The 25686-nt window shown below is 70.8% G+C and carries 24 protein-coding genes and 1 tRNA gene; 13 read left to right on the top strand and 12 right to left on the bottom strand.

The window, feature by feature from the left end; translation table 11 throughout:
* Positions 1-46: 46 nt before the first annotated feature.
* Positions 47-2527 carry an endonuclease/exonuclease/phosphatase family protein gene (locus YIM_RS01765; protein ID WP_153028669.1) on the bottom strand — a complete coding sequence of 827 codons (2481 nt, stop codon included), beginning with the start codon at positions 2525-2527 and terminating at the stop codon, positions 47-49.
* A gap of 93 nt (positions 2528-2620) precedes the next feature.
* Here YIM_RS01765 and YIM_RS01760 point away from each other — a divergent pair, with 93 nt between their 5' ends.
* Positions 2621-2836: a hypothetical protein gene (locus tag YIM_RS01760; RefSeq protein ID WP_153028668.1), complete on the top strand. Its 216-nt coding sequence runs from the start codon at positions 2621-2623 to the stop codon at positions 2834-2836.
* A gap of 62 nt (positions 2837-2898) precedes the next feature.
* Here the strand turns inward: YIM_RS01760 and YIM_RS01755 are convergent, their stop codons facing one another.
* Positions 2899-4119 carry an IniB N-terminal domain-containing protein gene (locus tag YIM_RS01755; protein WP_153028667.1) on the bottom strand — a complete coding sequence of 407 codons (1221 nt, stop codon included), beginning with the start codon at positions 4117-4119 and terminating at the stop codon, positions 2899-2901.
* Positions 4120-4404: 285 nt separating this feature from the next.
* Between YIM_RS01755 and mptB the strand changes: the two genes are divergently transcribed.
* Both mptB and YIM_RS01745 read left to right on the top strand, forming a co-directional pair.
* The gene (mptB, locus tag YIM_RS01750; RefSeq protein ID WP_153028666.1) at positions 4405-5820 is read left to right on the top strand and encodes a polyprenol phosphomannose-dependent alpha 1,6 mannosyltransferase MptB; all 1416 of its coding nucleotides are present in this window, start codon (positions 4405-4407) and stop codon (positions 5818-5820) included.
* A 29-nt stretch (positions 5821-5849) separates the two neighbouring features.
* A complete protein-coding gene (locus YIM_RS01745; protein ID WP_153028665.1) occupies positions 5850-6725 on the top strand; it encodes an alpha/beta fold hydrolase in 876 nt (291 codons plus the stop codon).
* Positions 6726-6883: 158 nt separating this feature from the next.
* Here YIM_RS01745 and YIM_RS01740 read toward each other — a convergent pair.
* The 4 genes from YIM_RS01740 to YIM_RS01725 form a co-directional block, all read right to left on the bottom strand.
* Positions 6884-6974: transfer RNA gene (locus YIM_RS01740), tRNA-Ser, on the bottom strand.
* A gap of 47 nt (positions 6975-7021) precedes the next feature.
* Positions 7022-7222, bottom strand: a complete 201-nt coding sequence (locus tag YIM_RS01735; protein WP_153028664.1) for a CsbD family protein — start codon at positions 7220-7222, stop codon at positions 7022-7024.
* A 64-nt stretch (positions 7223-7286) separates the two neighbouring features.
* Positions 7287-7754, bottom strand: a complete 468-nt coding sequence (locus tag YIM_RS01730; RefSeq protein ID WP_153028663.1) for a nucleoside deaminase — start codon at positions 7752-7754, stop codon at positions 7287-7289.
* Positions 7754-8236 (bottom strand): tRNA adenosine deaminase-associated protein, encoded by a 483-nt coding sequence (locus YIM_RS01725; protein ID WP_153028662.1) that lies wholly within the window; start codon positions 8234-8236, stop codon positions 7754-7756. The genes YIM_RS01730 and YIM_RS01725 overlap by 1 nt, the downstream gene beginning before the upstream one ends.
* A gap of 79 nt (positions 8237-8315) precedes the next feature.
* Between YIM_RS01725 and YIM_RS01720 the strand changes: the two genes are divergently transcribed.
* Both YIM_RS01720 and YIM_RS01715 read left to right on the top strand, forming a co-directional pair.
* Positions 8316-9554 carry a M20 family metallopeptidase gene (locus YIM_RS01720; RefSeq protein WP_153028661.1) on the top strand — a complete coding sequence of 413 codons (1239 nt, stop codon included), beginning with the start codon at positions 8316-8318 and terminating at the stop codon, positions 9552-9554.
* A gap of 10 nt (positions 9555-9564) precedes the next feature.
* The gene (locus YIM_RS01715) at positions 9565-10542 is read left to right on the top strand and encodes a prephenate dehydrogenase (protein ID WP_304505987.1); all 978 of its coding nucleotides are present in this window, start codon (positions 9565-9567) and stop codon (positions 10540-10542) included.
* A 1-nt stretch (position 10543) separates the two neighbouring features.
* On the opposite strand, the gene YIM_RS01710 is transcribed toward YIM_RS01715, so the two are convergent.
* Genes YIM_RS01710 through YIM_RS01695 form a run of 4 tightly spaced genes read right to left on the bottom strand, consistent with a single transcriptional unit; the run spans position 10544 to position 13969 of the window.
* Positions 10544-10777 (bottom strand): antitoxin, encoded by a 234-nt coding sequence (locus tag YIM_RS01710; RefSeq protein ID WP_153028660.1) that lies wholly within the window; start codon positions 10775-10777, stop codon positions 10544-10546.
* Positions 10778-10820: 43 nt separating this feature from the next.
* Positions 10821-12770 (bottom strand): FUSC family protein, encoded by a 1950-nt coding sequence (locus tag YIM_RS01705; protein ID WP_153028659.1) that lies wholly within the window; start codon positions 12768-12770, stop codon positions 10821-10823.
* A gap of 12 nt (positions 12771-12782) precedes the next feature.
* Positions 12783-13484, bottom strand: coding sequence for an SGNH/GDSL hydrolase family protein (locus YIM_RS01700; protein ID WP_153028658.1), 702 nt, complete (start codon positions 13482-13484; stop codon positions 12783-12785).
* Positions 13481-13969, bottom strand: a complete 489-nt coding sequence (locus YIM_RS01695; protein ID WP_153028657.1) for a GbsR/MarR family transcriptional regulator — start codon at positions 13967-13969, stop codon at positions 13481-13483. Before YIM_RS01695 ends, YIM_RS01700 begins: the two co-directional genes overlap by 4 nt.
* 95 nt (positions 13970-14064) lie before the next feature.
* Between YIM_RS01695 and YIM_RS01690 the strand changes: the two genes are divergently transcribed.
* Both YIM_RS01690 and YIM_RS01685 read left to right on the top strand, forming a co-directional pair.
* Complete coding sequence (locus YIM_RS01690) at positions 14065-14973, top strand: ABC transporter ATP-binding protein (protein WP_153028656.1); 909 nt, start codon at positions 14065-14067, stop codon at positions 14971-14973.
* The gene (locus YIM_RS01685) at positions 14970-16571 is read left to right on the top strand and encodes an ABC transporter permease (RefSeq protein WP_153028655.1); all 1602 of its coding nucleotides are present in this window, start codon (positions 14970-14972) and stop codon (positions 16569-16571) included. The genes YIM_RS01690 and YIM_RS01685 overlap by 4 nt, the downstream gene beginning before the upstream one ends.
* A gap of 3 nt (positions 16572-16574) precedes the next feature.
* Here the strand turns inward: YIM_RS01685 and YIM_RS01680 are convergent, their stop codons facing one another.
* Positions 16575-16979: a hypothetical protein gene (locus YIM_RS01680; protein WP_153028654.1), complete on the bottom strand. Its 405-nt coding sequence runs from the start codon at positions 16977-16979 to the stop codon at positions 16575-16577.
* A 53-nt stretch (positions 16980-17032) separates the two neighbouring features.
* Here YIM_RS01680 and YIM_RS49910 point away from each other — a divergent pair, with 53 nt between their 5' ends.
* From YIM_RS49910 to YIM_RS01650, 6 genes are all read left to right on the top strand, one after another.
* A complete protein-coding gene (locus YIM_RS49910) occupies positions 17033-17521 on the top strand; it encodes a DNA glycosylase AlkZ-like family protein (RefSeq protein ID WP_153028653.1) in 489 nt (162 codons plus the stop codon).
* A 222-nt stretch (positions 17522-17743) separates the two neighbouring features.
* The gene (locus tag YIM_RS01670; RefSeq protein ID WP_153028652.1) at positions 17744-18982 is read left to right on the top strand and encodes an MFS transporter; all 1239 of its coding nucleotides are present in this window, start codon (positions 17744-17746) and stop codon (positions 18980-18982) included.
* A 134-nt stretch (positions 18983-19116) separates the two neighbouring features.
* The gene (locus YIM_RS01665) at positions 19117-21345 is read left to right on the top strand and encodes a xanthine dehydrogenase family protein molybdopterin-binding subunit (RefSeq protein ID WP_153028651.1); all 2229 of its coding nucleotides are present in this window, start codon (positions 19117-19119) and stop codon (positions 21343-21345) included.
* A gap of 11 nt (positions 21346-21356) precedes the next feature.
* A complete protein-coding gene (locus YIM_RS01660) occupies positions 21357-21809 on the top strand; it encodes a (2Fe-2S)-binding protein (RefSeq protein WP_153028650.1) in 453 nt (150 codons plus the stop codon).
* Positions 21810-21822: 13 nt separating this feature from the next.
* Positions 21823-22485, top strand: coding sequence for a TetR/AcrR family transcriptional regulator (locus YIM_RS01655; protein ID WP_153028649.1), 663 nt, complete (start codon positions 21823-21825; stop codon positions 22483-22485).
* A 77-nt stretch (positions 22486-22562) separates the two neighbouring features.
* Entirely contained in the window at positions 22563-23057 is a 495-nt protein-coding gene (locus YIM_RS01650) for a GreA/GreB family elongation factor (protein WP_153028648.1), read from the top strand.
* A 99-nt stretch (positions 23058-23156) separates the two neighbouring features.
* On the opposite strand, the gene YIM_RS01645 is transcribed toward YIM_RS01650, so the two are convergent.
* Positions 23157-25538 carry a Tex family protein gene (locus YIM_RS01645; protein WP_153028647.1) on the bottom strand — a complete coding sequence of 794 codons (2382 nt, stop codon included), beginning with the start codon at positions 25536-25538 and terminating at the stop codon, positions 23157-23159.
* Positions 25539-25686: the final 148 nt, after the last annotated feature.

The following is a 25686-nucleotide window of genomic DNA, read 5'->3' as shown; positions in this document are numbered from 1 at the left end:
CAGCTGACGGCCCACAGCAAGCGGCTCCGCCGCTTATAGACACTGCCTAAACGCCTGGCTTCTTCGCGAGGATCTGCTCGAGCCAGTCGAGCAGGTCGAAGATGCCGTCCTGCACGGCGTTTCCGCTGCCCGGCCGGAACCTGACCACCTGCGGGTCGTGATCGCTGGCCTGCTCGGCGAACTCGGCGTTGATGTGCACCACGTCGTAGTCGACGCCGCGCGGTGCCCGCGAGGCCAGGATGTGGTCCAGCACCTGCGAGTTGCCCTCGAACACGTAGCTGTACCGCTCGTTCTCCGGCAGCGTGTCGATCAGCGCCTCGAGCGCACCACCCGAGGTCAGCTTCCGCACCGACGCTGAGAACGGGAAGTCGTTCAGGTCGCCCGCGACCACCACGTTCGCGTTGCGGTCCGCGGCCAGCAACTGGTCGACGAACCCGCGCAGCACCTCCGCCTGCTGGAGCCGCTGGGTCTCCGAACCGCGCGCCGGCGGCTGGTACCGGCCGTGGGTCGGCTGGTCACCGCCCTTGGAGGCGAAGTGGTTGGCCACCACAAAAACCTTGCGCCCCTGGAAGACGAACTCACCGGCGAGCGGCTTGCGGCTGTTCGCCCAGGCCGCGTTGGCCGGGTCGACGCGTCCGGGCGACACGGTCAGCTTGGCCTTGCCGCGCTCCTTCTCCACGCCGACCGGAGTGGTCGCGTCGCCGCCAGGCCGGTCCACAAAGGACACGCGAGCCGGGTTGAACAGGAAGCCGACGCGGATGTTGCCGCCCGGCTCACCACCGTCGCGAACGTCCTGCGGGTCGATCTGGCGCCACTCGTAGCGCGGGCCGCCCTTCGCCGCGATGGCGTCGGTGAACCGCTTGAGCGTCTGGTCGGCGGCGACCACGCCGTCACCCTCGGCCTCGGCACCGTTGTTGTCCTGGATCTCCTCCAGGGTCACCACGTCCGGCGACGCCAGGTGCGTCACGACACCGTCGGCCAGCGCGTCGAACTTCGACTGCTCGTCGGCCGCGGACAGGTTCTCCACGTTGTAGGTGGCCACCGCCAGCTCACCGGTGCGCTGCTTGCGCGTGGTTTCGCGGACCAGGCCGTTGTCCTTGACCTCACCGAGCGCGGTGGCGAACAGCGTGTACCCGCCGAAGCTGTCGTACTCCACCGGCCCGGCGGTCAGCCCGGTAAGCACGTCACCGGTGTTGGCCCGCGGGAACGGCCGCTCCGCGAACGGGATCAGCGACTCGATCTTGAGCACGCCGGTGTTCGGCCGGTCGTAGCCGAGGTAGGCGCTGCCACCGCGGGCGGTCGCGTTCTCCTGGGGCTTGGTGGTCACGTACAGCTCGTTGTACTGGGTGCTGCGCCCGACGATCCGCGCGTCCGAGACCTGCACGATCTCGCTCTCGTGTGCTTCCCAGAAGTCCAGCGAGTACTTGGCGGGGTCCAGGTCGAGGCCCTCGATGGAACCGCCCGGCTGCGCGACCAGCGCGTCCGGCACGGTGTCCGGACCGGCGACCGTCGGCGCGGGCAGCGCGTTGCCGCTCGACGTGACCGTCCACTGTGCACTGGTCAGCTCGGTCAGCGACTGGTGGTTCGAGCTGGCCGGGTTGTCCGGGTAGAACTCCTTGACCGTGCCCGCCGCGCTCACCGCGTCACCCACCTTGACCGCGGGCGTGGTGCTGCCGGTGAAGACGAAGAGGCCTTCGCTGGTGCGCGGGTCGTCGTCCGGGTCGGGGTCGGTCAGCCAGAAACCGCGGGCGCTGCCGAAGGTGCGCAACGCGGTCACCACGCCGGTGACGTCGCTGACCTTCTTGCCGTCGAACGGCGAAAGGCGTGTGGTGCCCTGGATCTGGTGGATCCGCGCGGGCGTGCCGGGGTCCGAGCCGCCGGGGGTCTCGCCCTTGCTGTTCACCGGGGTCGGCTCGCCGGTGGCGAAGTCGGCCGAGTTGTTGTCGGTGTCGTTGAGCGTCGCGCGCGCCGAGGAAGTCCCGTTCGCGGTCGCCGCGGCGGCGGTGCCCTCGCGGACCACGGCCGAGCCGTACCCGACGAGGTCGCGGACGCGTGAGTCGGCCGCGCAGTCGGCGACCGTGCGGCAGGTCAGCCGCTCGGTGCTGTTGACCAGCGCCACGGTGCCCGCGGTGGCGGCCATCGCGATGGTGCCGGTCGCGTCGGCGGCGGGCAGCGGCGTCGTGCCCCCGGCACCGCTGGCCTCGGCGACCAGGTACCGGCCGCCCGGCTGGAGGCTGCCACCCAGCGGGGTGACCTGCCACTGGCTGGACGGGTTCGCCGAGGCAGGCAGGTACTGCACGCTCCAGCCGTCCAGCGGAACCGCGGTCGACGCGGTGGCCAGCTCGATGAAGTCCGAGGTCAGCGTGGCTCCGGAGTTACCGCCACCCCCGTAGACTTCGGCAATCACCGCGTCCGGGCTGGGCACGGCCAGCGCGGCGGGGGCGAGCGTGACGGCAAGGGAGACGGCCACCGCACCGGCGGTGGTGGCCGCCACGGTTCGTCTGCGTCGGAGCGAGGTCACCCGCATTCCTCTCGTTCGGAAGTACGGGAGGCATCCTTACCCAGACGGGTGAACGAGGGAAGACGTAAACACAACGGTTACCAGCGAGGGGGACCTGGTATGTGGGTACTGATCACCATCGGCGCCGTTTTTGTCCTGCTCATGGGCATCGCACTGGTGCAGTCGATCCGGGACCGGGGGCGCGGCGGCACGCGGGCCGTGCGGCTGCCCACCTGGAGCGAGCGCTGGCGTGACCAGCAGATGCTCACCGACAACACCGACTGGGGGTACAACGAGCACCGCACCCGCGGTGAGCGGGAAAACGACGGCAAATAGCCGAAGGCGGGCACCGGCGTCCCGGTGCCCGCCTTCTTTTGGCGCGTCGAGGAGGGTGTTGCTTAGAGGCCGAGGCCGTCGGTGAGGTCGCCGACCACCGGCAGGTTGCCCACCTGCGGGGCCAGGTCGCCCACCGGGGTGCTGTCGACCAGGCCGCCGACCGGGCTGTCCTGCACCGCACCGGTCACGGTGCCGGTCACGTCGCCGACGGTGTCGGTGATCTCGCCGACCGCGGGCAGCTCGTTGGCCACCGGGAGGTCGACGGGCAGCTCGGAGGGCAGCTCCGTGGGCAGCGCCGACAGGTCGGTCGGCAGGTCCACCGGCAGCGCCGAGGTCAGGCCGCCGAGGCTGTCGAGGCCGAACGAGCCCAGGGCGGAGTCCGCCGCGGGCAGCTGGGCCGGGAGGTCGGTCGGCAGCGCCGAGGTGACGTCGTCCAGGTTGACCGGCAGGGCCGAGGTGACGTCGTCCAGGCCGAACGAGCCCAGCGGGGAGTCGACCGAAACGTTCAGCGCCTCGGTCGGGTCGCCACCGGTCAGGTCCGCGCCGATGCCCACGCCGAACTCGCCGAGCGGGGTGTCCAGGCCACCCTCGACGCCCGCACCCTGGGTGCTGGCGGCGAGCGCGGCGTCGCCACCGACCACGCCGGCGCCGAGGCCGGTGCTGGCGGAGACACCGTCGAGGCCACCGGCCGCGGCCAGGCCCGCACCGACGGCGTCGGTGCCGACGCCACCGCTGGCGGCGAGGCCGTCCAGGCCGACCGCGGTCGCACCCTGGGCGGCGAGGCTGTCGTTGCCGAAGCCGAGGCTGCCGGCCAGACCCTCGGAGCCACCGGCGGTGGCCAGGCCCAGGTCGCCGAGGGCGGTGCCCACGCCCTGGCTGGCGGCGAACTCGGTGCCGTCGGCGGCGATGGCGCTGCCGCCGGTGAGGAGCTCGTTGGCGAAGCCGAAGCTGTTGGCGAAGGCGCCGTCCTGGGACTGGGTGGCCGAGGCGAAGTCACCCAGCACCGGGGCGACCTGGCCGGTCACCTGGTGGGCGAAGAACTCGAGGGTCTGCACGACGTCCCCGGCCCCGTCGGTCGGCAGCGCGCCGAGCAGGTCGGTGGTCGGCAGGCCGGCCTGGTCGGCGACCAGCGGCAGCACCTCCTGCACGTCCTGCGCGGTGACGTCACCCAGGCCGGCGTCGCTCAGCACGGCGGTGGGGTCGGCGGCGAAGGCGGACCGGGCAGCGTCGTCGGTCAGCAGGTTGAGCACGAAGTCGTGCAGGGTCACGTCCTGGTGAGACAAGGGGGAACTCCTCATAGGCGGGAAAGCGTCCAGGCACGAAGGCGAAAACCGGCCCACGTGCCGGAACTGACGTTATGGACTCGAGACCGAACGGTCATCGGGGATCACACGCGGCGATCCCCCTCATCCGAACGAGGGGTCACCCACTCACCCATTAGGGGGTTAGGGGATCACCAACTGGGCGCGTCCGCTCAACTGGGACTTTTGCCACACCCCGACCGGGTGGACCGGCGATTCCACCTGGTTTCGACACTGCCCGGCGATCACCGTGACTAGCATGGCGCGATGCTCCGGGCTGATCAACTCCGCTGGACCGGGTTCGCGGGCGTGCTGCTGCTGCTGGTGGTGACCGCGCTGATCAAGGGCCCGGTGCTGGCGGTCGGCATCGCCGGGATGGGCCTGCTGGTGCTGTCCTGGTTCCTGCTCGGCCGCGACGTGCCCGACTCGCGGTGGCTGCGGTGGACGCTGGTGCTGTGGACCGCGCCGCTGCTGGCCGCGCCGCCCCTGTTCAGCGGGGATCTGCACAGCTACCTGGCACAGGGTGAGATCGCGTCGCGCGGGCTCGACCCGTACACCGTCGGCCCGGCGGAAGGCCTCGGCGCGGCGTCGGCGATGACCGAGCGCGTGAGCGGTTACTGGCGCGACTCGCCGTCGCCGTACGGGCCGTTGTTCACCGAGTTCCAGCAGTGGATCGCCGGGATCGTCGGCGAGAACCCGGTCGCGGGACTGCTGGCGCACCGGTTCGTCGAGATCGCCGGGCTGATCCTGATCGTCTGGGCGACTCCACGCCTGGCCAGGGCGGCCGGGGTGGCCGAACGGGTGGCGCTGTGGCTCGGCGTGCTGAACCCGCTGGTGCTGTGGCACTTCGTGGCCGGGGTGCACAACGATTCGCTGATGCTGGGCCTCATGCTGGCCGGCACCGCGCTCGCGCTGGACGCACTGGGCGAGCGCGTCGAATGGGCGCGGTTGACCTGGGGCGTGGTCCTGGTGGCGGCCGGTGCTTTGGTGAAGCTGCCCGCCATCGTCGCTTTGGCGGTGATCGGCACGGCGCTGGCCAGGCGTTACGGCGCCACTTTCGGCCGGTTGGTGCTGTGGGGCGGCGCGATGGTGCTGGCGATGGCCTTCGTGGCCACCGCGGTTTCCGTCGGCACCGGCTTCGGCTTCGGCTGGCTGCGGACGCTGGGCACGTCGGGCTCGGTGAACAGCTGGATGGCCCCGACGAACTGGTTCGGCTTCCTGACCGGGGGCATCGGTTCGCTGTTCGGCGCGAGCATCACGCAGACGATGATCGGCGTCGGCAAGGTGATCGGTTACGCCGTGATCGTGGTCGGCGTGGGTTTTGTGATCCACCGCCAGCTGACCGGCCGGTTGGCCCCTGTCCTCGCGTTGGGCGCGATGCTCGGCTTCGTTGTGGTTTTCGGCCCGGTGGTGCAGCCGTGGTACGTGCTGTGGGCGGCGATCCCGCTGGCCGCTTGCCTGCCCGCCGGTCGTCCGCGGACCTGGCTCACCCTGGGACTGGCGTTGTTCTCGGTCCTCCTGCCGCCGTCCTCGGGAAACGTGGTCGGACTGATCGTCGGCTACGCCGGCGGCGCGGTGGTCGTCGGTGTCGGATACCTGCTGCTGACCCGTTCCGCCCGTCCCGCGGCAGCACCGGAAACCACCCTGAATCAGTCCACTTTGGACAACTCCAGCGGTGGCTGAATCCGGACCACCGGACCTAGCATGGGGCGATGCCTGCCGTCAGCCATCGCCAGCTCGAAGTCGACGGAATCACCACGTTCTACCGGGAATGCGGCCCGGCGGACGCACCGGTGGTGTTGCTACCGCACGGATATCCGTCCTCGTCGTTCCAGTACCGCGCCCTGCTGCCGGCACTCGGTGATCGGTGGCGACTGATCGCGCCGGACCAGCCTGGTTTCGGTTACAGCGCCACGCCCGATCCCGGCGAATTCGCTTACACCTTCGACGCGCACGCCCAGCACCTGCGCCGCTTCACCGAGGAACTCGGCCTGCGTCGTTACGTGATCTATCTGCAGGACTACGGTTCGCAGTTCGGTCTCCGGCTGGCGATGACCGAGCCGGAGCGGGTCGCCGGGCTGATCATCCAGAACGGCGACATCTATCCCGACGAGCACGGTCCGAAGTACGCACCGCTCAAGCGCTACTGGAACAACCCGACGCCGGAGGGCCGCGAGGAGATCGCCGCCGCGGTGAGCGAGGCCGGCTTCCGCGGCGAGTTCCAGGGTGAACTTCCCGAGCACCTGGTCGACCAGGTCAGTCCCGATCTGTGGACGCACTCGTGGGCGCTGGTCGAGCGCACGCCCGCCCGGCGTGACCACCTGATCACCCTGCTCACCGATCAGGGTTCGACCGTGCCGTGGTTCGCGCGGCAGCAGGCGTACCTGCGGGAACAGCGCCCGCCCACACTGATCGCATGGGGCCCGCACGACGGCTACATGCCCGCGCCGGCCGCGGAGGCCTACCTGCGGGATCTGCCGGATGCGGAACTGCACCTGCTCGATGGCGGACATTGGTTGCTGGAGACGCATTTGAGCGAGGTGGCCGCCCTGATCCGGGATTTCCTGAGCCGCGTGCACGATTCCTGACCGTCCACGCCCAGGACCCCTACCGGGCCGACCCGCTATCGCTGCGTGTCGGAGTGCCCGCCGAAGTGGCCTGAACGGGCCGAATGAGACTGGAATTGAGACTGGACAGCAAAACGCCCGGTGAGTCCTGGAAGACTCGCCGGGCGTTTGCCTGGTTATGGCGGTAGCGGTGGGATTTGAACCCACGGACGGGGGTTACCCGTCACACGCTTTCGAGGCGTGCTCCTTCGGCCGCTCGGACACGCTACCGCCGACTAGGTTACTAGACGCCCCGTCCCGGGGTCATCCGGGGGCCGTCACTGGTCCCGCTTCAGGTCCTGCACGGCACCCTTGGCCTTGTCCCGGAGGTCGTGGCCTGCTTCCTTGACCTCGCCCTCGGTCTGGTCGGCCTTGCCCGAGTCGCGCAGGTCCTCGTTGTCGGTGGCGCGCCCGAGCTTCTCCTTCGCCGCGCCCATCGCCTGCTGGGCCTTGTCCTTGGCCTTGTCCGCGAGGCTCATCGCGAGTTCCTCCTTCGTCGGTGTACCCCTGGGGTACCCACCACGATGTGGAACAACCAGACGATCACTCCCCGGGGTGAGCGCGCCGTCCGGTGAAGAACTCGGCCAGCAGCCCCGCGCACTCCGCCTCCAGCACCCCGCCGTACACCTCCGGGCGGTGGTTCAACCGCGGATCCCGCACCACGTCCCACAGCGAACCGACCGCGCCCGTCCGCGGCTCCCACGCGCCGAAGACCAATCGCGACACCCTCGAAAGGACCAACGCGCCGGCGCACATGGTGCACGGCTCGACCGTCACCGCCAGGGTGCAACCGTCCAGGCGCCAGCCGTCGCCGAAAACGCGAGCCGCGGCACGCAGGGCCAGGATTTCCGCGTGCGCCGTCGGGTCGCCGAGTTCTTCACGGGCGTTCCGCGCGCGGGCCAGCACCGAACCGTCCGGGGCGAAGACCACCGCGCCGATCGGCACATCACCGGTGACGAACGCCTCACGCGCCACCCCGATGGCGTCGCGCACAAGCGGTTCGAACCGCATCACACTTCGTCGAGCAGCTTCGCGAACTCGTCGCCGAAGCCGCAGCGCTGCGCGATCATCAGCAGCTGCTCGTCCGGGTACCGGTCCACCTCACCGACGATCACCTGCAACTCGGCGCCCGGCAGGCCGAAGTCGGCGAGGATCTCCAGGTCGCCCTCCGGCCAGATGGCGTCGTCGTCCTCCTCGGGTGGATCCACCCGCAGCAGGTCGAGCACGTCGGCCGCGATGTCGTAGTCCAGTGCCGCCGCGGCGTCCGAGAGCAGCAACGACGCGCCGCGCGGGCTCGGCCGCACGATCACGAAGAACTCGTCGTCGACCGCCAGCAGGCCGAACACGGCTCCGGTGGACCGCATCTTCGCCAACTCGGTGATCGCGGCGTCCAGCTCCGCCAGTGCCCCGGTGTCCAGCTGCGAGCAACGCCAACGGCCGTCCTCGCGCACCACGGCCACCGCGAACCCGGTGATCGCCTCCTGCCCCGCCATGCGCACACCGTATACCGCGTGCTGACGACACTGCGCCCGCGAAACACACCTTGTGCGCCACTGGTGCCACTATCGGGACATGAGCACTTCCGGTCCCACCGATCTGCCGCCACTGCCGGGTGCCCGGTTCACCGGGCTGCTGGCCGCGGCCAAGGCGTTGCAGCCGAAAACCGTCGACCTGCGCCGTACCCTGCACCGGCACCCCGAGCAGGGCCTGCACCTGCCGAAAACCCAGGCCGCGATCGAGCGCGCGCTCGACGGCCTGCCGCTGGAGATCACCCGCGGCAAGTCGACCACCGCGCTGACCGCGGTACTGCGCGGCGCGCGCCCCGGTCCGTCGGTGCTGCTGCGCGGGGACATGGACGCGCTTCCACTCACCGAGGACACCGGACTCGAGTACGCCTCCGAGGTCGAGGGCACCATGCACGCCTGCGGCCACGACACCCACGTGGCGATGCTGGCTTCGGCGGCGCACCTGCTCGCCGACCGCAGGGAGGACCTGGCCGGTTCGGTCGTGTTCATGTTCCAGCCCGGCGAAGAGGGGTACCACGGCGCTCGCCACATGATCCACGAAGGCGTGCTGGACGCGGCAGGCGAGCAGGTCAGCGCCGCCTTCGCGCTGCACACCTACGCGAACGCGGAATCCGGGCGGATCCTCACCCGGCACGGCCCGATCCTCGCTTCGGCGGACAGCTTCCTGGTCCGGGTGACCGGCAAGGGCGGCCACGGTTCGGCCCCGTACCAAGCGCTCGACCCGGTGCCCGCCGCCGCGGCGATGGTCGGCGCGCTGCAGACGATGATCACCCGCCGGATCAGCGTGTTCGACCCGGCGGTGCTCTCGGTGACCCGTATCTCGGCGGGCACCACCACCAACATCATCCCGGAGACGGCCGAACTCGAAGGCACCATCCGGACGCTCTCGGAACGCACCCGCGCGCTCGTGCGCGCCGAACTGCCGAAGGTCTGCGAGAGCATCGGTGCCGCGCACGGGTGCCGGGTGATGGTGGACATCGAGCCCGGATATCCGGTCACCGCCAACGATCCCGGGCAGGCGGACCTGGTGACGTCGCTGGCCGAGGAGGTGCTCGGCGTGCAGTACGCCCAGCCGATGCCGGAGCCGGTCATGGGTGCCGAGGACTTCTCCTATGTGCTGCAACGGGTTCCGGGCGCCTTCGCGTTCATCGGGGCCTGCCCGCCGGAGACCTCTTTGGACGACGTCGCGCCGAACCACTCGAACCGCGTTCAGTACCACGAGGACGCGATGGTGAACGGCGTGGCGATGCACGCGGCGTTCGCGCTCGCGCACCTGGGCGGCTGAAGCTGGCAGGATGTCCCCCGTGCGAGACGTCTGCGTGATCGGGCTCGGGTTGATCGGCGGTTCGGTGCTGCGTGCCGCCGCCGCGGCGAAGAGGACGGCGTGGGGTGCCACCACGTCCGAATCGGACGCCGCGGCGGCCAGAGCGCAGGGCTACGACGCGGGAACCGACGTGGCCGCGGCGCTGCGCCGGGCCGCCGAAGCGGACGCGCTGGTGGTGCTGGCCGTGCCGCTGACCGTCATCGACGAGACCCTGCACCTGCTGGCCGAGCACGCGCCGAACGCGCTGCTCACCGACGTGACCAGTGTGAAGGGCCCGGTGCTTCGCGCGGTCCGGCGATGGGCGCCCGAGGTGCGGTACGTCGGCGGGCACCCGATGGCGGGTACTTCACGGTCCGGTTGGGACGCCGGCGACGCGGAGTTGTTCCGCGACGCCGCCTGGGTGGTCGAAATCGAGGACGACACCGACCTGACGCTGTGGGCCGAGGTCGCCGAGTTCGCCGTTTCGCTGGGTGCGCACGTGGTGCCGCTCTCGGCGACCGCGCACGACGAGGCCGTGGCGCGGATCTCCCACCTGCCGCACCTGCTCGCCGCGGTGCTGGCCGCGGTCGGCGCGGAGGGCGGTCCGGTGGCGATGTCGCTGGCCGCCGGCTCGTTCCGGGACGGCACGCGCGTGGCGGGCAGCCGCCCCGAACTGGTGCGGGCGATGACGGAGGGCAACCGGGAGGCGCTGCTCTCGGTGCTCGACGACGCGCTGGGCAGGCTCGGCGCGGCCCGCGGCTCACTGGCCTCGACCGGCGGGCTGGCCAAGACCATCCAGGCCGGTCACCAGGGTTCGGTGGCCTTCACCGAGTATCGCGAGCAGGACCGCGTCGGCGTCCAGCTGAGCCTTTCGGCGCCGGACGCCAGGGAGGCCCTGCGCGCGCTGGGGGAACGGGGCGGCCGGATCACCGGTATCTCCGGCGACCAGGCCACCGCCGAATCAAGCTAGATCACTGCGCGGGCGGGGGTGGCGGGGTCTGCCCCGGCGGCTGCTCACCGCCGCCCTGGTTCTTGTGCAGGAAGCCCTTCGCCTTGCCGGTGGCGTTGTCGATCTTGTCGGAGTGCTTGCCGAACTTCGACTTCGCCACCCCGCTGGCCTTGTCCAGGCCCTGCTCGATCTTGTCGCTGTTCTTGTCCAGCGCGTTCTTCGCCTTGTTCTTCAACTCGTCGAAGTTAATGCCCATACACCCATAGAACAGCAGTTCGGCGATACCGCAAGCGGAGCGATCAGGTCCAGCGATCGATGAGGAACCGCCGGACGAACCGCATCGGCGAACGCTCGGTCAGATCCGGGCCGCGCACCGCGTCGAAAACCGCGGTCAGCCCGTCGACCACACCGGACAGCTGCTCCCCGCTCGGCATCGCCATGCTGGCCGGTTCGCGCTGCTCCCGGACCGCCGCCGCCAGCTCGGTCAGCGCCGCGGTGACCTGCTCGACCGCGTCGGGCTCCGGCAGTGGCGCGCCGTGCTCGACGGTGACCACCACCTCGGTGATCGCGTCGTTGAGCCGTTCCAGTTCGACGATCACCGGCCACCACGCCACGGCCTGCCGTCCCGCCGCCGACGGTTCCACGATGACCTGCTGGAACGTGGTCCGCAGATCGGCCAGCGCCCGGTACGCCCGGCGGCGGCCGCGGGAGCGCTCCGCCCGGTCGTCGGCCGATTCGACCGGGCGGAGCGCGCGGTCGGCGTAGGCGGTCACCTTGTCCAACGCGTCGGCCAGCTGCCCGCCCACCCTCGGCCGCATGCTGCCCGGCCAGAGCAGGTAACCGAACAGCAGCACGATGGCGCAGCCGAGCACGGTGTCCACCAGCCGCGCCAGCACCACCGACCAGTCGCCGTGGCTGGACAGGTCCATCTGCAGGATGATCAACGGGGTGACGAAGGTGGCCAGCAGGCCGTAGTTGCGCACCTTGCCGATGGCCACCCCGGCGGCGAACAACGCGCTGAACCCCACCAGCCACCAGCCCTGCGCGCCGAGCCCGAGCACCGCCGCGCCGATGGACACCCCGGCGACCGTGCCGAGCCCGCGCAGCACCGCGCGGCCGAACACCGAGCCGAAGTCGGGCTTGAGCACGATGCCGACGGTCAGCGTGATCCAGTACGACCGCTCGAACGGCACCAGCAGGCTGACCACCTCGGCGATCGCGACGCACAGGGTCAGCCGCAGGGTCGCGCTCCAGGTCACCGGGCCGGCGAGTTCGCCGAACCATTCGCGCAAGCGTTTGCGCAGCGGGACCGGCTCGCGGCGCTTGCGCTCCTTGCCCTTGCCGATCTTGACCAGCCCGGCCCGCAGCGCAACGGCCATCGGCTCGTCGCTCTCGATCTCCGGCACCGGCGGCAGCTCGGCGTCGATCCGGACCGCCGTGGCCAGCCGGACCAGGTAGTCGATCAGCTCACGAGGTGGCCGCTCGCCCGCGTTGACCATGGCCACCGACGCCTCGACCGCGGGCGTGCTCGCCGAAAGCAGGGTGAGCAGCCTGCGGTAGGTCTCGTCGCGCCCGGACAGCCAGGAGCGCGCGGTGAGCAGCCGGTCGTAGGCGGTGTTGAGCGCGGAGGTCAGCTGGTGGCGGGCGGCGCGCTGGGTGTCCTCGTCCTCGGCGGAGAGCATCGCGGCCAGCTCGATGAACACCTGCGTGACCGCGGTCCGCTCGGGTGAGGTCGCGCGGACCGTCCAGCCGAACAGGGCGACGCCCAGCCCCCAGGCCGCGCCCACCACGAAGCAGAGCAGCGAGATCTCGACCTGGACGCCGAGCAGGTGCTGCCCGGTGCCGAGCACGCAGAAGACGAACATCTGCAGCGCCGCGATCGACGCGTTGCTCCCGGCCGCGCTGATCAGCGCCGACAGGGCGGCGACCGCGATCACCACCGGCACCGACGCGGCCGGGTTGCCGCCGCTGAGCAGCCCGGCGGCGTACCCGGCGAAGGCGGCGACGGCCGCCCCCGCGATCCGCCGCGCTCGGTAGCGGTACGGACCGCCGGCCTCGGACAGCACGGTCGGCAGCGCACCGGTGGAGACCACGGCGCCGAGCGTGATGTTGCCCAGCGCGAAGCCGATCGCCAGCGGCAGGGCCAGCGCGATCGGCGCGCGGATCGCCCGGGTCCACGGCGTCGGGTCCGGCTTGCTGCGCAGGAGGTGCACGAGCCAGTTCGGGGCGGACAGATCGCGCGAGCTCACGCGATCACTGTCTCATCCCGACACGACGTATTCAGCCCAGATCCGGTACCCCTCCGGTCCCGGGTGGAATCCGTCGGAGGCGAACGCGCTCGCGGTCATCCGGTCCACCGGCATCACCACGTGCCGCACGCCGGGCACCGCGGCCAGCGACGCGGCGGCCGCGTCCAGCGCGACCGACCGCAGGCCGAGCACGTCGCGCAGCGGCCGGGGCAACGCCGGGAAGCGGCCGAGGTGGGGCACGCCGGTGAGCACGACCGGCACCGGGCCGAGCGACCGCCGCAGCGCGCAGACCAGCCGCAACAGGTCGCGCCGGTAGCGGGCGGGCGAATGCAGCTCGATCGTGTCGTTCACGCCGAGCGCGACCACGACCAGGTCAGCGGGCTCGGTCACCGCGTCCGGCAGCAGTTCGTCGTGCACCGCGCGGGCGTTCGCGCCGGTGCGCCCGGCCACCCGCCACGCCACCCCGCGCCCGGTCTTGGCGGCCAGCGCGACCGCCAGTCGCCCGGTGAGCGCCTCCTCGTGGTCACGCGCGCCCACGCCATCCACAGTGGACTCACCGAGCACGAGCAGGCGCAGCGGATCGGGACCGGGCACCAGCCCGCGCACCGGTCCGGCCGCGCCGGGCAGGCGGGGCGTGTCGCGGCGGACGCGCAGGCCCTGCCGGATGAGCACCGGCGCGAGCAGGAGCGTGGCCAGGTCGGCCCGGCGCCTCATTCGTGCTTCTCCTGGCGCCAGCGGTCGATCAGCACCGGGATCTCCTTGCCGATGAACTCGAAGAAGGCCCTGGTCTCGGCGATCCGCTTGCCCGCCGGGGTGTCGTGGCCGACCGCGTCCACCCCGCGCCCGAGCACCTCGGACAGCTGCTGGTAGATGGAGTCCTTGCGGCCGAAGCCCTCGTACCACTGGTCGTCGCTGATCAGGTAGTGGTCGCGCCGCTCCCCCGGCTCGCGCGCGCGGGTGACCAGGCCGACGTGCGTCAGGTACCGCACCGCGCCGGAAACGGCGGCGGGGCTGATCTGCAGTACGTCAGCCAGCTCACCCGCGGTGAGGCTGCCCTTCTGGGTGGCCAGCAACGCGGTGAACACCCGCGACGCCATGCGCTGCATCCCGGCGTCGGTCATCATGATCGCGAAGTCCTCGATGAACTGCCTGGTCTCCGCGTCGCCTGGCGGACCGTGCTCCTCTGGGGTGGTCGACATGGCTTCCATCCTTCCCGACCCGGTGAACAAGACTCACATGGTCCATACGTTTTCTTAACTTCACAACTTTGTGAAATGAGTGTAGCTTCGGCGGCATGGACAACGCCATCTCCATCTCCGGCCTGGTCAAGACCTTCGGCCGGACCAAGGCCCTCAACGGCCTCGACCTGTCCGTCGCCTCGGGGGAAGTACACGGATTCCTGGGCCCGAACGGCGCCGGGAAGTCGACCACCGTCCGCGTCCTGCTCGGCTTGCTGCGTGCCGACGCCGGGAACGTCCGCCTGCTCGGCGGCGATCCGTGGCGCGACGCGGCCACCCTGCACCGGCGGCTGGCCTATGTGCCCGGCGATGTCAACCTGTGGCCCAATCTCTCCGGCGGCGAGGTGATCGACCTGCTCGGGCGCCTGCGCGGCGGGCTCGACCAGCGGCGCCGCGCCGAGCTGATCGAGCGGTTCGACCTCGATCCCAAGAAGAAGGGGCGCACCTACTCCAAGGGCAACCGGCAGAAGGTGGCCATCGTCGCCGCCCTTTCGTCCAAAGTGGACCTGCTGATCCTCGACGAGCCCACCTCCGGGCTGGACCCGCTGATGGAGGCCACCTTCCAGTACGCCATCCAGGAGGAGCGCGAGCAGGGCCGCACGGTGCTGCTGTCCAGCCACATCCTGGCCGAGGTGGAAGCGCTGTGCGACCGGGTCAGCATCATCCGCAACGGGCAGAACGTGGAAACCGGCACGCTGGCCGAGCTGCGCCACCTGACCCGCACCTCGATCACCGCCGAGCTGGCCGGGCACCCGAACGGCCTGTCGAACCTGCCCAACGTGCACGACCTGCACGTCGAGGGCAATCGCGTGCGGTTCGACGTGGAGACGCATTCGCTGGACGAGGCGCTGCGCCGGCTGACGGACGTCGGCGTGCGCAGCCTGGTCAGCCAGCCGCCGACGCTGGAAGAACTGTTCCTCCGCCACTACACGACCGAAGCGAAGCAAGAGGCGGGCGCACGATGAGCACACATCCGCTGCTCGGCACGCGGCACCTGGTCCGGCTCGCGCTGCGCCGGGACCGGATCGTCATGCCGGTCTGGATCCTGCTGCTCGGCACGATCCCGGCGGCGGTCGCCGGTACCTACGGCGAGCTGTACAGAACCGAGGCCGAACGGCAGTCGCTGACCACCGGGATGGCGGCGAACCCGTCGCTGAGCCTGCTCTACGGCCCGCCGTTCGACCTGTCCGACGCCGGTGGCTTCACCGTCTGGCGCTACGGCACGATCATTCCCTTGTTCCTGGCCATGGCCTGCGTGTTCACCGTGACCAAGCACACCAGGCAGGAGGAGGACACCGGCCGCCAGGAACTGCTGTCCTCGGCCGTGCTCGGCCGGTTCGCCGCGCTGACCGCGGCGGTGGTGACCGGCGCGCTGACCGCGTTCGGCACCGGCCTGCTCACCGTGGTCGCGCTGGCCGGCGCCGGGGTGCCGACCAGCGGAGCGGTGGCGTTCGGCGCGGCCATCGCGCTGACCGGACTGGTTTTCACCGGCGTCGCCGCGATCACCGCGCAGCTCGCCGAATACGCGCGTACGGCCAACGGGCTGGCCATGGCGGTGCTCGGCGTCGCCTTCCTCCTCCGCGCCGTCGGGGATGCGGCGAAGGACGTGGGCTGGCTGTCGTGGCTGTCACCGATCGGCTGGTCCACCCAGGTCCGGCCGTTCGCGGGGGAACGGTGGTGGGTGCTCGGGCTGCTGCTCGGGACCGCGATCGCGACGGGGGCGATCGCGTACGTCCTGAGCACACGACGGGACGTGGGCCTCGGCCTGCTCCCGGCGCGGCCCGGCCCCGCCACCGCCGCGCCCGGCCTGCGCACTCCGCTCGCGCTGGCGTGGCGGCTGCACCGCGGCTCGTTCGCCGGCTGGACCATCGCGTTCGCGGTGATGGGCGCCCTGTTCGGGTCGCTCGCGGCCGGGATCGGGGACGTGGTCGGCGAAAGCCAGGCCACCGCGGAGATCTTCGAGCGGATGGGCGGCGCCGACAAGATCGTGGACGCCTTCCTCGGCACGCTCGGGCAGGTCTTCGCCATCATCGCCTCGATGTACGGGGTGCAGGCGGCGCTGCGGATGCGGTCGGAGGAGGTCGCGGTCCGCGTGGAGCCGCTGCTGGCCACCCGGGTCGGGCGGCTGCGCTGGACCGCCGGTCACCTGCTGTTCGCGCTGCTCGGGTCCGCGGTGATGATGGCCGTGGCGGGGGTGATGGCCGGGCTGCTGCACGGGCTGCGGGTCAGCGACTTGGCGAACCAGGTGCCGTCGGTGCTCGGCGCGACCATGGCGCAGCTGCCCGCGGTGTGGGTGGTGCTCGCGGTGACCGTGCTGTTGTTCGGGCTGCTGCCGAAGTACACCACGGTGGCTTGGGCGGTGGCGGGGGTGTTTGTCACGCTGAGCCTGTTCGGGCCGGTGCTCCAGCTGAGCCAGCCGGTGCTGAACCTCTCGCCGTTCACGCACATCCCGAAGCTGCCGGGCGCGGAGTTCACCGCGACGCCGCTGGTGTGGCTGACCGGGATCGCGGTGGTGGTGTTCGGCGCCGGGCTGATCGGGTTCCGCCGCCGCGACATCGGCTGAGATCTATCGGACGCGGACGGCCCCGCTCGCATCAACGACGAGTTGCTGCTGGGGGCCGCCCGCGCCGCAGTCCGGACCGTTCGGAAAGGTCTGCGCGGCGGTGATCGGCAGGGTCTGCTCGACCACCGGCTCACCGCCCGCGCCGGTCAGCCGGACGGTCGCGAGCACTTCGGTCAGCGGCAGGTCGGGCACGTCGGCGAAGCCGTCGGTGCCGTCGCGCAGGCCCAGGTCGTGGGTGGCGCACCTGCCGTCCCAGCAGAGTTCCAGGGTGCCGTCCTTCGCCCCGAGAGCCGGATCGACGTCGACACCGACACCGACGCGGGTGGCGATCAGCGTGCAGGGCTTGCCCTCCCCGACGCAGGCGGTGAGCAGGGCGAGCAGGAACACCAGCGGAACCAGAACGCGCATACCGCCAAGACGAGCGCCGGGCCCGATCCGGTTGCCTCGATTACCGTGACCGGATGGACCGGCGGCAGGCGATGCGAGCCCGGCTCGCGGCACACGGACTGGTGTCGCGCGATTCCGACCTGCTGACCGCCGCCGGACGCGTCGGCGTCCAAGAGACGCCACCCGGTTCGGCGGCACAGGCGTTCTCCTTGCGAGTTCCCGATTTGACCCCGGATGACCTGCGGGACCTGGTGCGGTTGTGGAGCATGCGGGGCGCGCCGCACGTGATGCCGGTAGCCGACGCGGCGGTCTTCACCGAGGGCCTCCGCCCGGACGACGAAGCCTCCTGCCGTCACTTCATCCGTGGCGCCTGGGACCACCTCGACCGCTTCGGCCTTTCCGCTGGGCGTCGAACTCGCGGCCGCGTTGCCGTTTACTCTGCTGGAGAAAACCGTTGCCACCGCGCAAGGACGCCTGGGAGGAACTGGTCCGGCGGTTTCTCCGGCGTTCGCCCGTCGCTCGTGGGATCTCCTCGCTGCGAAACTGTCCGAAGTGGACTATGACGGGCGGGTCGGCTGGGTGGCGCAGCAGCGGAAATCCAGGCGTGATCCTGCACAACGGCGTGTTCGCCGGACTGTGACGGCCGCGCAAGCAGGGCGGTCGGCTGACCGTGCGCATCGAGGCCACGGGGAAGCTGCCGAAGCGCGCGGTCGAAGCGGAAGCCGAGGCGATGGGGCCGTTCCGGGACGCCACCTCGGTCGCCGTCGACTGGCAGTCTGGAGATCATGCCGACCTGGGGGCTACTTCGGGATCCTGATTTCCGCCGCTTCTGGACCGCGGACCTGCTGAGCCAGTTCGGCACCCGCGTGGCCTTTCTCGGCGTGCCGCTGCTGGCGACCACCACGTTGAACGCCAGCGCCACGCAGGTCGCCCTGCTGCGGGCCCTGGAAACCAGCGCGTACCTGGTGCTCGGCCTGCAAGCCGGTGCCTGGTGCGACCGGCTGCGCGCGCGGCCGGTCCTGCTCACCGCCGATCTCGGGCGCGCGCTGCTCATCGCGTCGGTGCCGGTGTGCGCGGTGTTCGGCGTGCTCACGCTGTGGCAACTGTTCGCCGTCGTCCTGTTGACCGGGCTGCTCACCGTGTTCTTCGACGTCGCCCACCAGACCTACCTCCCACGCCTGATCGACCGGGCCGACCTGCTCGAAGGCAACGCGAAACTGCAGACGAACATGTCGATGGCGGCCGTCGCCGCGCCCACCGCGAGCGGCTTCCTCGTCCAGTTGCTCGGCGCACCGGCCGCACTGGGCGCGACGGCACTCGGCTACCTGTCCTCAGCGGGCCGGCTCGCCCGGATCCGCGCCCGCGAAACGCGGCCGGTGGTGGAGAAACGCAAGCTGCGCACGGAAATCGGCGAAGGCCTGCGCCTGGTCTTCCGGCACCCGGTACTCCGCGCCCTGACCCTGAGCGGCGCGTCGATCTCCGTTTTCCAGTCGATCCACATCGCGAGTTCGGTGGTGTTCCTGATCCGCGAAATCGGCCTCGACCCAGGCGCGGTCGGGCTGCTCGGCACGCTCGGCCTGACCGGCGCACTCACCGGCGCGGTAAGCGCACGACGACTCGCGAGCGCACTCGGCCACGCCCGCGCGTTGTGGCTGACCACTCTCCTGCTCGGCGCCGCTTCCCTGCTCTACCCCTTGACCACTCCCGGCTGGGGCCTCGTTTTCTGGGCACTCGCCGGATTCGGCACCGCGTTCGGCGTCATCGTGGTCAACGTCCTCCAACTCACCTACCAGCAGTTGACCGTGCCGGAGGAGCTGCTCGGCCGGGCCAACGCCACCGTGCGCTTCCTCGCGCTCGGCATGGTGCCGGTGGGCAGCGTGGCCGCGGCCGCGCTCACCCCGTTGAGCGGCCTCCGCGCCACCCTGTGGACCGCCGCGCTCGGCATGCTCGCGTCCGCGGGCTGGTTGATCTTCTCCCCGTTGCGCTCGGGCGAACGGACGCCGAGCAACACCCGAACGGGTTAACGAGTTGACCTAGACCGTACGCGCGGTCAGCCGTTACGGTGACCGCGGTAACAGCTCAACGACGTGCTGTGAGCCCCGACCCCGCCCTGCGCCCCGCCCGCGGGTGTGGCTTGGCGCCCGCAGGAGGAGTCCTGATGGCTACCCCCACCACGAACGAAAGCGGTCAGGAAACGGGTTCGGGCTTCGGCCGCCGCGGTTTCCTGGCCTTCCTGGTCGCCGCCCCGACCCTGACCATCGCCGCCGACGTCGCCATCGACCAGCAGGCCGAAGCGCAGCTTCCCAGCCTGCCCGGTCCCGCCGACATCGTCGACCTCGGAGACGTGCTGATCCTGGCCGGCACCCCCACCTCACACATGCTCGTTCTCGAAGTCGCCGAGGACGGCCGGATCCGGTTGCAGCTGCCCCGCGCCGAAGTCGGCCAGGGCATCACCACCGCGGTGGCGATGCTGGTCGCCGAAGAACTCGGCGTGCCACTGTCCCAAGTGGAGGTTCCGCTCTCCGACGCGCGCTCGGAGCTGTTGTTCAACCAGTTGACCGGTGGTTCGAACACCATCCGCTCGGTGTACGGGCCGGTGCGCGCCGCCGCCGCGGCCGCCCGCGCCAGGCTGGTCACCGCGGCCGCCGAGAAGTTCGGCGGCGACGCCGCGAAGTACACCGTGCGCGGCGGCTCGGTGGTGGCGCCGGACGGGCGGAAGGCAAGCTTCGGCTCGCTCACCACCGCCGCGGCCAAGGTGCAGCGGTCCGCCGTGGGCGCCGAGCCCAAGGCCGAGTCCGAGCACCAGCTGGTCGGCAAGCCCACCTCGCGCATCGACGCGCTCGCCATGGTCACCGGCAAGAAGCAGTACACACTGGACCTGGACGTGCCCGGCGCGCTGCCGACCGTGCTCAAGCGGCCGCCGACGATCCGCGGCACGGTGAAGTCCTTCGACGACTCGGCGGCCCGCGCCATGCCGGGCGTGGTGGACATCGTCGCCATCGACAGCGGCGTCGCGGTCATCGCGGAAACCTTCGGCCAGGCGATCAACGCCAAGGACAAGCTCAAGGTCACTTGGAACAAGGGCACCGTCGACGGCCTGTCCGACGCCGACATCAAGAAGAAGCTGCGTGCCGCCGCGCTGCCGTTCGCCGTGCCGCCGCTGCTCACCCAGCACGTGGACGCCGAGTTCGACTTCGCCTTCGTCAGCCACGCCCCGCTGGAGACCAACTCCGCGATCGCCGACGTCCGCGCCGACCGCGCCGAGATCTGGTCCGCGCTGAAGTCGCCGGTGGTGGCCAAGCAGACCATCGCGGCCGAGATCGGGCTGCCGGAGAACAAGGTCACCGTGCACGTGGTGCAGGGCGGCGGCTCGTTCGGCAGGCGGCTGTTCTTCGACGGCGCGCTCGAAGCGGCCAAGGTGTCGAAGAAGGCGGGCCGCCCGGTCAAGCTGATGTGGACCCGCATCGACGACATGCGCCACGGCCGCGCCCGCGCGGCCACCCACCACAAGGTGCGCGCCACCTTCGCGCTGGGCAACGTGCTCAGCTACGAGCACCGGGTGGCCAGCATCGAGACCGACTTCCGGCACGGCCTCGGCGAGATCCTCACCGCGACCGCGGCCAGCCTGCCGGTCGGCGGCAACCTCAGCTTCGCGCAGACGGTCTTCCTGACCACGGTCAAGGTGCCCTACAACTTCGGCGTGGTCACCGAGCTGCTCAACGAGGTGCCACTGCCGATGAACACCGCGAGCTGGCGGTCGGTGTACTCGGCCACCACGCGCGGCGCCGAGGAGATCGTCGTCGACGAGATCGCGAAGAAGCTCGGCAAGGACCCGTACCAGTTCCGGCGCGCCTCGCTCAAGGACGACAAGCAGCGCGCGGTGCTGGACAAGGTCGCCGAAGCCGGGAAGTGGGGCAAGAAGATGCCCGCCGGGTTCGCGCAGGGCATCGCCTTCCACGAGGAGTACAAGTCGCGCACCGCGTGCCTGGTCGAGATCGACGCGCGCAACCCGAAGAAGCCGCGGGTCACCAAGGCCACCATCGCGGTCGACGTGGGCAGGCCGATCAATCCGCGCGGGCTGGAGGCGCAGATGCTCGGCGGGCTGACCGACGCCATCTCCACCGTGCTCACCGCGGGCCTGCACCTGGACAAGGGGCTGCCGCTGGAAGGCAGCTACTCGCAGTTCCACTACGCGAGGCAGAAGGACATCCCGCAGGACGTGCAGGTCTTCGTGATGCCGGCGAACGGGGAGCCGGGCGGCGCCGGGGAGCTGGGACTGCCCGCCGCGGTCGGCGCGGTGGCGAACGCCTACGCCAGGGCGACCGGCACCCAGCCACGCAGCTTCCCGATCAACTTCGACGTCGACTTCGAACCGTTCCCCCGCTGAGGAGTGCTCCCGTGCCCAACTACACCTTTTCCGTGAACGGGAAGACCGTCACCGTCGACGCGCCTGCCGACCTGCCCCTGCTGTGGGCGCTTCGGGACAAGCTCGGCGTGAAGGGACCGAAGTACGGCTGCGGCATCGACGTCTGCAAGGCGTGCACCAGCCACCTCGACGGCGAGGCGATCAATCCGTGCGTGACCCCGCTCGCCGAGGTGGAGGGCCGCGAGGTCACCACGATCGAGGGGCTGGCCGACGGCGACAAGCTGCACCCGGTGCAGGAAGCCTGGCTGGAGATGGATGTGGCGCAGTGCGGTTACTGCCAGCCCGGCCAGATCATGGCCACCGTCGCGCTGCTGAAGAAGAACCCTGACCCGACCGACGCCGAGATCGACGCGATCGAGAACGTCTGCCGCTGCGGTACCTACTTCCGGATCAGGGAGGCCATCAAACGCGCGGCGGCGAAGTGAGCACAATGGGGGGATGAGCACCCCGGGATGGCCGGTCGCTGGCAAGTCACCGGCCATCCTGGCCGCCTTCACCCGCAGCGTCGCCGAACGCGGCTACGACGGCACCAACTTCGGTGACATCGCCGGTGAGCTGGGCATTTCCAAGGGCACCATCGTGCACCACTTCGGCACGAAGGACCGCCTGCTCGCCGCGCTGCACGAGTCGTACATGCAACGGCGCCTTGCCGAGGCCCGGCGGATCGTCGACCGGCTGGGCACTCCGCCCGAGCGGCTGGCCGGACTGCTGTTCGCGTTCATGCTCTACCAGGTGCACGACCGGGCGGCCACGGTCGCCTTCCAGCGCGAGATCGCCCGGCTGGCCGAACACGAGTCGATGGCCGAGGGGGTCCGGCTCCGCGAGGAGTACCTGACCCTGGTGCGGTCGGTGTTGACCGCCGGCCAGGACACGGGTGAGTTCCGCGAGGGTGATTTCCGTCTCCGGAGCCTGTTGATGTTCGGCTCCGCGCAGTGGGCGTGGACCTGGTTCGACCCGGCCGGCCCGGACAGCGCTGAGCAGGTCGGAGCCTGCTTCGCGGACCTGGTACTGGGCGGTTTGCTCACCCGGCCGGAGCAACTGGCCGAACTGACCTCTTTGGACGGACCGGTGCTGGCCACGGTCCGCGACTGCCTGGCGTGACCCGTTTTACGGTGGTGAGCGCGGCTCCGGACAGGGAGACTGGTTCTCGACAGACCAGAGAAGTGACGGAGGCCCGCATGCCCAGTACCGGAAGTGAACAGGGCGGTACACAACTGAGCCCCGCCGCCAGGGAGCGTCTGGAGGCGGAACTCGCGCGCCTGCGTGAACAGCGCGCGGTGAACGCGCCCAACTTCCGGGACGAGGACCCGATCGGTGACAGCGCCGACCAGGCGGACGTGATCGAGCGCGCGGAGACCACGGCGTTCATCGACCGGCGCATCCGGGAAGTGACCGACCTGCTGACGCACGGCAAGAGCCAGACGTCGGCGAGCAAGGAAGGCCTGCTGCCGGGCGGCACCGAGGTGACCCTGCGCTTCGCCGACGGTGACGAGGAGACCATGCGAGTGGTCGACTTCGCCGACGAGGCCACCGCGCCGGACGCCTCCGCCCTGACCAGCGACAGCCCGCTCGGCCGGGCGCTGGTCGGCCGCAAGAGCGGCGACACGATCACCTACCGCACCCCGGGCGGTGACCTGAGCGCGGAGATCGTCGCGCTGAAGCCCCCGGCCTGATCGGGCGCGCCGGGCTCACCGGCCCGGCGCATCCCCGCGAAGTACCGGCAGTGCTCAGGCCCCGCGCACACGAAGCGCGGGGCCTGAGCATGCGTCGGGCTAGCGGTAACCGGCGCGCTTGAGCGCGTCGGCCAGCGCGCCGCCACCACCGCTGTTGCCGCCGCCGCGGTCGTTGTTGCCACGTCGCTGGCCACCGCCACCACCACCGCCGCCGCCCTGCTGGCGCCGCGGCTGCTGCTGGCGGCGTTCGTTCGAGCCGCGTTCGGGACGCCCGCCGGGGGTGATCTCGTCGTCCAGGCGCAGGGTGAGCGAGATGCGCTTGCGTGGCACGTCCACGTCGAGCACCTTCACCCGCACGATGTCGCCCGGCTTGACCACCTCACGCGGGTCCTTGACGAAGTTCTTCGACAGCGCCGACACGTGCGCGAGCCCGTCCTGGTGCACGCCGACGTCGATGAAGGCGCCGAACGCCGCGACGTTGGTGACCACGCCTTCCAGCGTCATGCCCGGCTTGAGGTCGGACAGCTTGTCCACCCCGTCGGCGAAGGTGGCCGTCTTGAACGCGGGGCGCGGGTCGCGGCCGGGCTTGTCCAGCTCGGCCAGGATGTCGGTGACCGTCGGCAGGCCGAAGGTGTCGTCGACGAACTTGTGCGGGTCGAGCTTCTTGAGCACCGGCGAGTTGCCGATCAGCGAGGGCAGTTCCTTGCCGGTGGCCGACAGGATGCGGCGGACCACCGGATAGGCCTCGGGGTGCACCGCGGAGCTGTCGAGCGGGTCGTCACCGCCGGGGATGCGGAGGAAGCCGGCGCACTGCTCGAAGGCCTTCGGGCCCAGGCGCGGCACCTCCTTGAGCGCGGTGCGCGAGCGGAAGGGCCCGTGCTGGTCGCGGTGCGCGACGATGCTGTCGGCGAGGCTCGAGCCGATGCCGGACACCCGCGTGAGCAGCGGCGCGGACGCGGTGTTGACGTCCACGCCGACGCCGTTCACGCAGTCCTCGACCACCGCGTCGAGCGAGCGGGACAGCGAGATCTCGGACAGGTCGTGCTGGTACTGCCCGACCCCGATGGACTTCGGGTCGATCTTGACCAGCTCGGCCAGCGGGTCCTGCAGGCGGCGGGCGATGGAGACCGCGCCGCGGATGGACACGTCCAGCGACGGCAGCTCCTGCGCGGCGAAGGCCGACGCGGAGTACACCGAGGCGCCCGCCTCGGAGACCATCACCTTGGTGAGCTTGAGATCGGCGAACTTCTTGATCAGGTCGCCGGCCAGCTTGTCGGTCTCCCGCGAGGCGGTGCCGTTGCCGATGGCGATCAGCTCGACCTTGTGCTCGTGCGCCAGCTTGGCGAGCTTGGCCAGCGCCTCGTCCCAGCGGTTGGCCGGCTGGTGCGGGTAGATGGTGTCGTAGGCGACGACCTTGCCGGTCGCGTCGACCACGGCCACCTTCACCCCGGTGCGGAAACCGGGGTCGAGCCCCATCGTGGCGCGGCTGCCGGCCGGCGCGGCGAGCAGCAGGTCGCGCAGGTTGGCGGCGAACACGGCCACGGCGTCGTCCTCGGCCGACTGGCGCAGCCGCATCCGCAGGTCGATGCCAAGGTGCAGGAGGATCTTGGTGCGCCACGCCCAGCGGACGCAGCCGAGCAGCCAGGAGTCGGCCGCGCGGCCCTTGTCCGCGACGCCGAAGCGCTGCGCGATCCGCACCTCGAACTCGCCGGGCCCGGTGATGACCTCGCCCTCCGGGTTGTCGTCCGGCTGCATGGTGAGGTCGAGGATCTCTTCCTTCTCACCGCGGAACATGGCCAGGATGCGGTGCGAGGGGAGCTTGGTGTACGGCTCGGAGAAGTCGAAGTAGTCGGCGAACTTGGCGCCCTCTTCCTCCTTGCCCTGGCGCACCTTCGAGCTGAGGCGGCCGCCGGTCCACATCTTCTCGCGCAGCTCGCCGAGCAGGTCCGCGTCCTCGGCGAAGCGCTCGACCAGGATCGCGCGGGCCCCGTCCAGCGCGGCCTGCGCGTCGGCGACGCCCTTGTCCGCGTCGACGAAGGCGGTCGCCGCGGCCTGCGGATCGGTCTCCGGGTTGCCGAGCAGGCCGTCGGCCAGCGGCTCGAGCCCGGCTTCGCGCGCGATCTGCGCCTTGGTGCGGCGCTTGGGCTTGTACGGGAGGTAGATGTCCTCCAGGCGCGCCTTCGAGTCGGCGGCGAGGATCTGCGCCTCGAGCGCCTCGTCGAGCTTGCCCTGCGAGCGGATCGAGTCGAGCACCGCGGTGCGGCGGTCCTCGAGTTCGCGGAGGTAGCGGAGGCGGTCCTCGAGGGTGCGGAGCTGGGTGTCGTCCAGCATGCCGGTGACCTCTTTGCGGTACCGCGCGATGAACGGCACCGTCGAGCCGCCGTCGAGCAGCCCCACCGCGGCGGTGACCTGCCGCTCCGCCACGCCGAGCTCCTCGGCGATCTTGCGCTCGATGCTGACCGTGCCACTGGAAGTAGCCAAAACCCTGAACCGCCTCTACCTAGTACCGACTGCGCGGAAGCATTCTCCCCACTGCCCGCGCTGCCCGGCCACCCTATCCCGCGGCGCCGACGAGCCCGGGAAATCCGGTCGAGTTGTCCACAGTTGGGCCCACCTGTGGACAACTCCT

Source organism: Amycolatopsis sp. YIM 10, from assembly GCF_009429145.1.
In the GTDB taxonomy this organism is placed as follows: domain Bacteria; phylum Actinomycetota; class Actinomycetes; order Mycobacteriales; family Pseudonocardiaceae; genus Amycolatopsis.
The sequence above is the reverse complement of the archived record's forward strand: the minus strand, read 5'-3'. Positions and strand labels throughout refer to the sequence as shown.

Bases quoted from the DNA above. Each gene is read 5' to 3' on its own strand.
- YIM_RS01655 (WP_153028649.1), top strand. From the start codon at position 21,823: ATGAGCACCCCGGGATGGCCGGTCGCTGGCAAGTCACCGGCCATCCTG.
- YIM_RS01700 (WP_153028658.1), bottom strand. From the start codon at position 13,484: ATGAGGCGCCGGGCCGACCTGGCCACGCTCCTGCTCGCGCCGGTGCTC.
- YIM_RS01735 (WP_153028664.1), bottom strand. From the start codon at position 7,222: ATGAGCCTCGCGGACAAGGCCAAGGACAAGGCCCAGCAGGCGATGGGC.
- YIM_RS01695 (WP_153028657.1), bottom strand. From the start codon at position 13,969: ATGTCGACCACCCCAGAGGAGCACGGTCCGCCAGGCGACGCGGAGACC.
- YIM_RS01715 (WP_304505987.1), top strand. From the start codon at position 9,565: ATGTCCCCCGTGCGAGACGTCTGCGTGATCGGGCTCGGGTTGATCGGC.
- YIM_RS49910 (WP_153028653.1), top strand. From the start codon at position 17,033: ATGGACCGGCGGCAGGCGATGCGAGCCCGGCTCGCGGCACACGGACTG.
- YIM_RS01745 (WP_153028665.1), top strand. From the start codon at position 5,850: ATGCCTGCCGTCAGCCATCGCCAGCTCGAAGTCGACGGAATCACCACG.
- YIM_RS01650 (WP_153028648.1), top strand. From the start codon at position 22,563: ATGCCCAGTACCGGAAGTGAACAGGGCGGTACACAACTGAGCCCCGCC.
- YIM_RS01720 (WP_153028661.1), top strand. From the start codon at position 8,316: ATGAGCACTTCCGGTCCCACCGATCTGCCGCCACTGCCGGGTGCCCGG.
- YIM_RS01730 (WP_153028663.1), bottom strand. From the start codon at position 7,754: ATGCGGTTCGAACCGCTTGTGCGCGACGCCATCGGGGTGGCGCGTGAG.
- YIM_RS01760 (WP_153028668.1), top strand. From the start codon at position 2,621: ATGTGGGTACTGATCACCATCGGCGCCGTTTTTGTCCTGCTCATGGGC.
- YIM_RS01690 (WP_153028656.1), top strand. From the start codon at position 14,065: ATGGACAACGCCATCTCCATCTCCGGCCTGGTCAAGACCTTCGGCCGG.
- YIM_RS01710 (WP_153028660.1), bottom strand. From the start codon at position 10,777: ATGGGCATTAACTTCGACGAGTTGAAGAACAAGGCGAAGAACGCGCTG.
- YIM_RS01685 (WP_153028655.1), top strand. From the start codon at position 14,970: ATGAGCACACATCCGCTGCTCGGCACGCGGCACCTGGTCCGGCTCGCG.
- YIM_RS01665 (WP_153028651.1), top strand. From the start codon at position 19,117: ATGGCTACCCCCACCACGAACGAAAGCGGTCAGGAAACGGGTTCGGGC.
- YIM_RS01680 (WP_153028654.1), bottom strand. From the start codon at position 16,979: ATGCGCGTTCTGGTTCCGCTGGTGTTCCTGCTCGCCCTGCTCACCGCC.
- mptB (WP_153028666.1), top strand. From the start codon at position 4,405: ATGCTCCGGGCTGATCAACTCCGCTGGACCGGGTTCGCGGGCGTGCTG.
- YIM_RS01725 (WP_153028662.1), bottom strand. From the start codon at position 8,236: ATGGCGGGGCAGGAGGCGATCACCGGGTTCGCGGTGGCCGTGGTGCGC.
- YIM_RS01670 (WP_153028652.1), top strand. From the start codon at position 17,744: ATGCCGACCTGGGGGCTACTTCGGGATCCTGATTTCCGCCGCTTCTGG.
- YIM_RS01765 (WP_153028669.1), bottom strand. From the start codon at position 2,527: ATGCGGGTGACCTCGCTCCGACGCAGACGAACCGTGGCGGCCACCACC.